This window comes from Nostoc sp. T09 (assembly GCF_002154695.1).
Taxonomy (GTDB): Bacteria; Cyanobacteriota; Cyanobacteriia; order Cyanobacteriales; family Nostocaceae; genus Aulosira.
In genome coordinates, this window is record NZ_MTAV01000244.1 from 28,649 (window position 1) to 39,869 (window position 11,221).

An 11,221-nucleotide genomic window follows, 5' to 3' on the forward strand; every position below is an offset into this window, starting at 1 on the left:
AATGTTAACAGAAGTTATTGAAGGGTTTAGACTGTCGCCACAACAAGAGCATTTATGGTCATTACAAAAAGCTAGTGATAATTTAACTTATCGCGCTCAATGTGCTGTTACCATTGAAGGTAATCTTCAAATAAATGCCTTAACAACTGCTTTACAGCATATTGTTAATCGCCATGAAATTCTTCGTACTAATTTTCGTTATCTGCCTGGAATGTCTATTCCAGTTCAGGTAATTGATAGCCAAGAAATTGTATTAGGTGAAAGCTATAATCTAACTTTTTATAACCCTGAAGAACAAGAAATCAAAATTGCCGAAATTTTTCAAGAAATATCTCAGATTCCTTTTGATTTTGAACACGGGCAACTTTTACATACATCCCTGATAACTTTATCTTCTGAACGTTATCTATTGATATTGAGTTTGCCAGCAATGCTTGCTGACGCTGGGAGTCTCAAAAATTTGATAGCTGAACTCAACCGTACCTATTCAGCGTGTTTGTTAGGAAAAGATTTATCTGTTGAAGAATCTCTGCCTATACAATATGCCGATTTCGCAGAATGGCAGCATGAACTCTTAGAATCATCAGAAACAGAGATAGGTAGAGAATATTGGCAGAAACAAGACTTTTCTGCACGTTTTACTTGTAAAATTCCTGGGGATAATAATCAGTCTAATCAATTATCATTTGCGCCTAAATTTATTACCTCTAATATTTCTTCTGAATTAATAGAAGCTATTCAAGAAATTGCTTATCAACAAAAGATTTCTATTTCAACATTTTTACTATCTTGCTGGCTAGTTTTAATTTGGCATTTGACTAAGCAACCAAACATTATTATTGGTACAGCATTAGATGGTCGTAAATATTCGGAAATAAAAGAAGCTCTGGGTTTATTCACCAAATATTTACCAGTTCAAGGTAACTTGTCAAATAATCTCAGCTTTATTCAAGTTTTGCAGCAGCTTGATGCAGTAGTTAATCAATCTTCTCAATGGCAAGAATCTTTTAGCTGGGAAGAAATTATAGATACATCTAATAATCAAAATGAATTAATTTTCTGTCCTATTGCTTTTGATTTTGAGGAAGCAATAAATAAATATACTGAGAAAGATATTCCATTTTCTATTTATAAGCAATATATTTGCATAGAACGGTTTAAAGTTAAACTAACTTGTCGCCTTCAAGATAATTCTATAATTACAGATTTATATTATGATTCTCACCAGTTCAATATAGAAGACATTGAACGTTTAAGAGAACAGTTTCATCAGTTAGTAAAAAGCATAATTCACAATCCAGAAGCTGCGATTAGTGAGTTGAAAATTTTAAGCGATCGCGCCAAGCATCAACTACTTGTAGAATTTAATCAAACCCAAGCTGATTACTCTACAGATAAATGTATTCAGCAGTTAATTGAACAGCAAGCACAGCAGAATCCAAATAATATTGCTGTGGAATTTGGGAATGAGCAATTAACCTACAGCGAACTCAATAATCGTGCTAATCAACTAGCAAATTACTTAGTGCAAATTGGTATAACACCAGGAACTTTGGTAGGGATATGTGTAAATCGTTCCCTCAACATGATTATTGGGATTCTTGGTATTTTAAAAGCTGGCGGTGCTTATGTCTCTATAGATCCTAGCTATCCTCAAGAGCGAGTAGCTTGGATTTTAGAAAATAGCCAAACACCCGTTCTCTTAACTCAAGAACTATTAGTAGAAAAATTAGCTCCACAGCAAGCGTGTCTTATCTGCTTAGATACTGATTGGGAAGTAATTGCACACCAAAATCAAGATAATCTAACACTAGAAATCACACCTAGCAATTTAGCTTACATTATTTATACTTCTGGCTCCACAGGTAAACCTAAAGGAGTACAAATCACCCATCGAAATTTAGTTCACTCTACCTGCGATCGCATTAATTATTATCAAGAACCTGTCAGCCGCTTCTTATTACTTTCATCCTTCGCTTTTGATAGTTCAGTTGCAGGTATCTTTTGGACACTCTGCTGTGGAGGAACTTTAGTTTTACCCGAAGAAGGTTTGCAAAGAGAAGTAGCAAAGCTAGTTGAGTTAATTCACCAACATCACATCTCACATTTATTAAGTCTTCCTTCCCTATACGCGCTCATTTTACAACAAGCAAAACGCGAACAATTAGCTTCTCTCAAAACAATTATTGTTGCTGGTGAAACTTGCTCAAATGAACTGGTGAAGCGACACCAAGAATATCTCCCACAAGCTAATTTGTATAACGAATACGGGCCGACAGAAGGAACAGTATGGAGTACTGTCTATCATTGCCAGTCTCAAGAATTAACACGAGTTCCCATCGGTCGTCCTATTGCCAATACACAAATTTATATTTTAGATTCAAAGCTTCATCCTGTTCCTATAGGTGTTCCTGGCGAAATATATATTGGTGGTGACGGTTTAGCTTTGGGTTATCTAAATCAGCCAGAACTAACCGCCGAGAAATTTATTACTAACCCGTTTAGCAACGAACCAACAGCACGCCTGTACAAAACTGGAGATTTAGCCCAATATCTTGCAGACGGAAACATTGAGTTTCTAGGACGAATTGATCATCAGGTAAAAATTCGCGGTTACCGGATTGAATTGGGTGAAATAGAATTTGTCTTAAGTCAGCACCCAGAAGTTGAAGAGGCGATTGTCATAGCACGAGAAGATGAACCAGGTAATCAACGTTTAGTTGCTTATATTGTGCCGCAAGTTACGACAGTAACGAATAAAGATTTGCGCCAATTTTTGCAAGGACAGCTACCTGAATACATGATTCCATCAGCTTTTGCACTGCTGGAAGTATTTCCTTTATCACCCAACGGTAAAGTAGACAGACGAGCATTACCTGCACCAGAAGAAATTAACAGCCGCAGCGAAACTTTTGTCGCACCTCGCACTCCAATTGAAGAGATTATTGCTGGTATCTGGGCAGAATTTTTAACAGTTAAGCAAGTAGGAATTTACGATAACTTTTTTGAATTAGGTGGACATTCCATCTTGGCAACGCAAATAGTTTCGCGGATTCGGGAAAGTTTCCAAGTAGAATTAATGTTACGTAGCTTGTTTGAATCGCCAACAGTAGCCGGACTAGCTGCACAAATTGAAACCATCCTTCAAGACAAGCAAAATTTATTTGTACCACCTCTGCGTCCAAGAGAACGTAACCAAGAAATTCCCTTATCTTTTGCCCAGCAAAGGCTGTGGTTTTTATCTCAATTAGAACCTGATAGTCCAGCTTATAACGTTAATGGAGCAATTAAAATTCAAGGTGCTATCAATATAGAAGCATTACACTACAGTATTAATGAAATCGTCAAACGCCATGAGGTTTTAAGAACAAAATTAATTGCTGTAGATGGCAAAGCAGTACAGGCGAACGCTCCAGAATTGTTATTACCTCTGCCAATTATTAATCTGGATGAGCTATCAGAAAATGAGCGAGAAAATACAACACAACAATTAATTTTTGAAGAAACTCAGCGCCCCTTTGACTTAGCTGTAGAACCACTTTTGCGTATCAAACTTCTCAGCTTAAGTGAACAGGAATATATACTACTGTTTACAATGCACCACATTATCAGTGATGGCTGGTCTAAAGGTGTGCTAATTCGTGAGTTAGCGACAATTTATACTGAGTTTGTTGAGAATAAACCTTCTTCCTTACCAGAACTACCCATTCAATACGCTGATTTCGCCCTTTGGCAGCGAGAATGGTTGCAAGGTGAACAGTTGCAAACCCAGCTAGATTACTGGAAACAACAACTAGGAGGAGAGTTACCAGTATTAGCACTACCCACAGACCGTCCCAGACCTGCGGTACAAACTTTTGCAGGGAAAACCCTCTCATTTGTATTGCCAAACAGCTTAACTGAGGAATTAAAATTTCTGTCAAAGCAAGAGGGTGTCACTTTATTTATGACACTTTTGGCAGGGTTTAAAACTTTGCTGTATCGCTACACAGATCAAGCTGATATTTTAGTTGGTTCGCCTATTGCTAACCGTAACCGAAGTGAAATTGAAAATTTAATTGGTTTCTTTGTCAATACACTGGTATTGCGAACCGATTTATCTGGTAATCCCAGCTTCGGAGAATTACTCAAACGGGTCAGGGAAGCAACGTTGGGAGCTTATGCTCACCAGGATCTACCTTTTGAGAAGCTGGTGGAGGAATTACAACCAGAACGGAACTTAAGCCGCACGCCGTTATTCCAGGTAATGTTTGCCTTCCAAAATGCACCAACCGCAACTTTAGAACTGCCAGGTTTAAATATACAACCTCTGGAAGCTGAGAGTGAAACTGCAAAGTTTGATTTGACTCTAACTATCCAAAATACAGCGGAAAAACTTACAGGTACGATAGAGTACAACACCGACCTATTCGATGAAACTACTATTTCTCGCTTAGTCAAGCATTTTGAAACTTTACTGGCAGGTATTGTTGCAAATCCACAACAACAGGTTGGCAATTTGCCCTTGCTGACAACAACTGAGCAGCAACAGCTATTAGAGTGGAACAATACCGAAATCAATTTTGGTAATCAATTATGTTTGCATCAGCTATTTGAAGCACAGGTAGAAAAAACACCTGATGCTGTAGCAGTGGTATTTGAAAATCAGCACCTGACTTATCAAGAACTAAACCAGCAAGCCAATCAATTAGCGCATTATTTGCAAAATCTTGGGGTTGGGGCAAAAGTCTTAGTGGGGATTTGTGTAGAGCGTTCCTTAGAAATGGCGATCGCACTGTTGGGTATACTCAAAGCGGGTGGCGCTTATGTACCGCTAGACCCAGCATATCCCCAAGAACGATTGGCTGGGATGTTGGTAGATTCCCAACTATCAGTTGTACTCACACAAAAGCCGTTACTAGAAAATCTACCACCCCATCATGCTCAGGTAGTTTGCTTAGATGTTGAGTGGGAAAAAATTTCCCAACAGAGTGCTTGCAATCCTATCAACAAAGTCACTCCCGAAAACTTAGCCTATGTAATTTATACTTCTGGCTCAACTGGCAAACCCAAAGGTGTACAAATTTCTCATGGCGCTGTTGTCAACTTCTTAATGGCAATGCGCCAAACGCCAGGATTAACTGCACAAGATATATTACTATCAGTCACCACATTATCTTTTGATATTGCTGCTTTAGAAATATATCTGCCCTTAACTGTAGGCGCTCAAACAGTCATTGTTAGCCGTCAAGAAGCTGCTGATGGTATTCAATTGGCAAAACGGTTAACTGCTAGTAGTGCTACAGTTATGCAAGCTACCCCAGCGACTTGGCGGATGTTGCTGGCTGCTGGTTGGAGTGGTAATCAGCAATTAAAAATTCTGTGTGGTGGTGAAGCACTAGACTATGCCCTCGCGCAACAATTACAGCAACGGGCTAAAGAAGTATGGAACTTATATGGACCTACAGAAACCACCATTTGGTCAGCAGTACATCAGGTACAAAATAGCGTTGCGATTGGTCATCCCATTGCCAATACCCAATTTTATATTCTTGACTCATACAATCAATTAGTGCCTATTGGTGTAGCGGGTGAATTACATATTGGTGGTGCTGGTTTAGCTCGTGGTTATTTGCATCAGCCAGAACTGACAGTCCAAAAGTTTATATCCAATCCTTTCAATCCAGATTCATCTGCTCGCTTGTATAAAACTGGGGACTTGGTACGCTATCTACCCGACGGCACAATTGAATTTTTAGGACGAATTGACAATCAAGTAAAACTGCGAGGCTTCCGCATCGAATTAGGCGAGATTGAATCAGTATTAAATCAGCATCCAGATGTACAAGCAAATGTGGTTATAGTGCGGGAAGATAAACCAGGTGATCAACGCTTGGTAGCTTATATAGTTAACAAATCACAGCAAGAAATTAATACTTTTGAACTTCGCAGCTTGTTACAAGCAAAACTGCCTAGTTATATGTTACCAACGACGTTTGTCATCTTAGATAAACTGCCTTTAACCCCCAATTGTAAAGTAGACCGCAAAGTCTTACCTGCACCAGAGCAAACAACTGGACTGGAAGCAAGCTTTGTCCCACCCCGCACACCTACAGAACAGATAATAGTCGATATTTGGGCTGATATTTTAGGGCGGGAACAAGTGGGAATTTATGAAAACTTTTTTAATTTGGGAGGACATTCACTTTTAGCTACCCAAGTTATTTCTAGATTACGTGAAGTCTTCAAAATTGATTTACCTTTGCGGAGCTTGTTTGAAAATCCGACAATTAAAAATCTAGTTGAGCGCATAGAAGGAATCCTGGCAGTACAACAGTTGCAAGCTGCTTCTATACAACTGGTAGAAGACAGAGAGGAAATAGAATTATGAAAACGATTGAGCAATTTTTGTCTGACCTTTGCAGCCAGGATATCAAACTATGGGTTGAGAATGAACGCCTGCGTTGTAGTGCCCCAAAAGAAGCCCTCACACCAGATATCAAAGCGGAATTAGCAGCACGCAAAGCAGAAATTTTAGCTTTTATCAGCCAAGCTAATCAGGCTTTACAATCAACCTCAGAATCTATTCAACCTCTCTCTCGTCAGGGAAATATACCTCTGTCTTTTGCTCAGCAGCGACTTTGGTTTTTTACCCAATTAGAGCCAAATAGCAGTGCTTACAATATACCGATAGCAGTCAGACTGACAGGTAAATTAAACATAGCTGCACTGTCTAAAAGCATCAATGAAATTATTAGACGGCACGAAATATTAAGAACTACATTTACTGTAGTAGATGGGGAACCAATACAAGTAATTGGTAAAGGTGAGGATTTTACTTTTCCAGTTATAGATTTGCAGGCACTTTCGACAGAGCAAAAACAACAAAAAGTTTTCAACCTGGCTGCTTTAGAAGCACAAAAACCCTTTGACTTAGTACAAGATTCCCTAATACGAGCTAGTTTACTTCAACTATCAGCAACAGATTATGTGGTGTTATTGACTATGCACCACATTATTTCTGATGGTTGGTCTACTGGGATATTCATTAAAGAAATCACAACACTTTACACAGCCTTTTCTCAAGGTAAGCTTTCCCCGCTTCCAGAATTGCCGATTCAGTATGCAGACTTTGCTATTTGGCAAAGAAAATGGTTGCAAGGTGAAGTGCTGCCAACTCAACTCAATTACTGGAAACAGCAATTGGGTGATAATTTACCTATTTTAGAATTACCTACTGACCGCCCTCGACCCGCACTTCAATCTTACAACGGTGCAACACAGCCTTTCCAATTATCCAAATCTCTAACTGAGAAACTCAAATACCTGTCACAGCAGGAGGGTGCTACCTTATTTATGACTCTGCTGGCAGCATTTAAAGTGTTGTTGCACCGATATACTCAGCAGGAAGACGTGATAGTAGGTACTCCCATTGCTAACCGAAATCGAGCAGAAATCGAAGGGTTAATTGGCTTTTTTGCCAATACTTTAGTACTACGTACAAATCTTGCCAATAATCCCTCTTTTAGAGAACTGTTGCAGCAGGTACGGGAAGTAACTTTAGGTGCTTACGCTCACCAAGACTTACCCTTTGAAAGATTGGTAGAAGAACTACAGCCAGGGCGAAATTCGAGCCATAACCCCTTATTTCAGGTGATGTTCGTGCTGCAAAATACCACAACAGAACCTATCCAGTTACTAGAATTAACTCTAGAAGAATTAAGATTAGAAAAAAATACTGCCAAATTTGATTTAACTCTCTCGCTATCAGAAACAGAAACAGGATTATGGGGAGATTTAGAATATAACACAGATATATTTACTGCTGACAGAATTACCCGAATGTTGGGTCATTTTCAGGTATTGTTAGAGGGAATTATTGCTAATCCCCAGCAGCACCTGTCAGAATTGCCATTATTAACAGCAAATGAACAACATCAACTATTAGTAGAATGGAATAATACTGAAATTGATTATCCTCAAGACCAGTGCATTCATCAATTATTTGAAGCGCAGGTTGAAAAGACCCCTGATGCTGTGGCTGTGGTATTAGAGAATGAGCAGTTGACATATCGGGAACTGAACGAGAGAGCAAATCAACTCGCTCACTACTTGCAACAACTGGGAGTAGGGCCAGAAGTATTAGTGGGGATTTGTGTAGAGCCATCGCTCGAAATGGTAATCGGACTGTTGGGCATTCTCAAGGCTGGAGGAGCTTATCTACCGTTAGACCCCAATTATCCTACTCAACGGTTAGCTTTCATGCTCCAAGATGCCCAAGTCAAAATACTGCTTACTCAAGCACGCCTATTGGAAATATTACCTTCCCATCAAGCCAAAGTAATCTGTATTGATAAAGGCTGGGAAATTATAAGCAAGGAAAACCAAAATAATCTCAAAAATCAAGTTTCACCTACAAATAACGCCTATACTCTTTACACATCTGGATCAACAGGCAAACCAAAAGCAGTTGTCATTGAACATAGAAACACTATTGCTTTTCTGAATTGGGCAAGAGAAGTTTTTACCAGCCAAGAACTCACGGGTGTTTTAGCATCCACTTCTATCTGTTTTGATCTGTCGGTATTTGAATTATTCTTCCCTCTCAGTTGGGGTGGTAAAGTAATTCTAATAGACAATGTATTGCAATTGCCATCTTCACTGACTGCTAGAGAAGTAACTTTAATCAATACCGTCCCTTCAGCTATAGCTGAATTACTGAGAATTGATGGTATACCTGCTTCTGTACAGACTATTAACTTAGCAGGTGAATCTCTACCGCAAAAATTGGTACAGCAGTTATATCAAAAAACTTCCGCTCAAAATGTTTTTAATCTTTACGGACCTTCTGAAGATACAACTTATTCGACATTTTCTTTGGTGAAACCAGAAGATGGTATTGTTACCATTGGTCGCCCCATTGCCAATACCCAAACTTATATCTTAAATTCCCAATTACAGCCGGTTCCTGTAGGTATACCTGGTGAATTATACATTGATAGTGCTGGATTAGCTCGTTATTACCTCAACAGACCAGAACTGACAGCAGAGAAATTTATTCCCAACCCCTTTAGTAAAAAACCTGGATCGCGTCTATACAAAACTGGTGACTTAGTTCGGTACTTGATCGATGGCAACATTGAGTTTCTGGGACGCATTGATCATCAAGTGAAGATTCGCGGCTTCCGTATTGAGCTAGGGGAAATTGAAGCAGCAATTAATCAGCATCCAGAGGTAAGAGAAGCTGTAGTTATAGTCAAAGAAGACAGACAAGATAAGAAACGTCTTGTGGCTTATGTTGTTTCCCAGTCAACACATATTTCTGTCTTGGAACTACGTAACTTTTTAAAAGCCAAATTGCCAGATTACATGATACCAAGTGCCTTTGTAGTGTTAGAAAAATTTCCTCTTACACCCAATGGCAAAATCGACCGTCGCGCCTTACCTGCACCTGACCCAATACAGCAGTCAGAAGAAAATACTTCCTCAAGTTTCACTCCAGTTCAAGAACTGCTTGTTGGTATTTGGGCTGAGATTTTAGGTATCAAACAAGTAGGGATTCATGACAATTTCTTTGAATTAGGTGGTCACTCCCTCTTAGCTACTCGTGTTATTTCTCAAATTCGTAAAGCTTTCAAAGTAGACTTGCCCTTGCGTTGTTTATTTGAATCACCAACAGTAGCAGAATTAGCTAAAGAAATTGAGAAAACTATAACAGCAGATTTAAAAGTCAATTTACCGAGTATTAGTCAAATTTCCAGAGTAGGCAATATTCCCCTTTCATACGCTCAACAACGGTTATGGTATCTCGACCAAGTGCAACCAAATAACTCTGCATATAACATCTGTAATGCTATGCGTATTATTGGTTCATTGGATATTCCTGCTTTAGAACAAAGCCTGAATGAAATTCTTCGTCGCCACGAAATTCTACGCACTAATTTTATTTTAGAAAATGGGCAACCAATCCAAGTTATTGCCCCAGAGTTAAACTTAAAATTGCCTATTATAGACTTGAGCCAATTATTAGAGGCTGAAAGAGAGCAAACAGCCCAGAATTTAGTTAATCAAGAAGCAGAAAAGCCATTTAAATTACATATAGATACACTATTAATAGCTACACTTCTACGCCTAGGTGAAACAGAAAATGTGCTGCTTTTCACTATGCACCACATTATTTCTGATGGTTGGTCTATGGGAATATTAATTAAAGAATTAGTAGCTCTGTATGAAGCATTTTCTCTTGGTCAGGCATCCCCACTGCCAGAATTACTGATTCAATACGCCGATTTTGCCATTTGGCAACATCAATGGTTACAGGAAGAAGTTTTAGCAAAATTACTTACTTACTGGCAGCAACAACTCCAAAACTTACCAAATCTCAAATTACCGACAGATTATCCTCGACCTCTAACACCAACGTATCAAGGTTCAGCACAATCTTTTACACTCTCTCCCACATTATCTCAACAAATAAAAATCCTGAGTAATCAACAGGGTGTAACGCTTTTCATGACCTTGCACGCAGCTTTTGCAATCTTAATGCATTACTACAGCGAGCAAGATGACATTGTGATTGGTACAGATGTTGCTAACCGTAACCAAGGAGAAACTGAGGGCTTAGTTGGATTTTTTGTTAATCAACTAGTGTTACGGACAAAATTTGAGGGTAATCCCAGTTTTAGAGAATTGCTACAGAAGATTCGTACAGTTAACCTTGATGCTTACGCACATCAAGATTTACCATTTGACAAACTTGTAGAGGCTATTAACCCAGAGCGTAATTTACAAACTACACCATTATTTCAAGTAAAATTAATTCTCCAAAATACTCCCACGACTGCTTTAGATATTTCGGGTATAACTTTCCAAAACTTGGAAATGCAAACCAAAACAGCCACCTTTGACTTACTCTTTGATATCAGAGATACAGAGCATGGACTGATGGGATTATTGAAATATAGCACAGACTTGTTTGAAGCTCAAACTGTAGCACGGATGCTCAAACAGTTTGAAATAATTTTGAGCCAGATTGTGAATGAGCCGAATGTCAGAATCAATGAAATTAAAGAAATATTAGCGCAAGCAGACAAAGAAGACAGACTTACTCAAGAGATGAATTATAAAAACTCTTTACAGCAAAAGTTGAGCAATATTAGACGTAAGTCTGTTAACTAAAGTATTTTTGGTAATTTACAGCATTTGACTGAACGATTACTAGACGTTAGTACATATAAATCAA

2 protein-coding genes are annotated in these 11,221 nt (G+C 38.7%); both read left to right on the forward strand.

The window, feature by feature from the left end:
• The first annotated feature begins 1 nt into the window (after nucleotide 1).
• On the forward strand, nucleotides 2-6,370 hold the full coding sequence (locus tag BV372_RS33485; protein WP_086691628.1) for a non-ribosomal peptide synthetase: 6,369 nt from the start codon (nucleotides 2-4) through the stop codon (nucleotides 6,368-6,370).
• On the forward strand, nucleotides 6,367-11,157 hold the full coding sequence (locus tag BV372_RS33490) for a non-ribosomal peptide synthetase (protein ID WP_086691630.1): 4,791 nt from the start codon (nucleotides 6,367-6,369) through the stop codon (nucleotides 11,155-11,157). Before BV372_RS33485 ends, BV372_RS33490 begins: the two co-directional genes overlap by 4 nt.
• Nucleotides 11,158-11,221 lie beyond the last annotated feature (64 nt).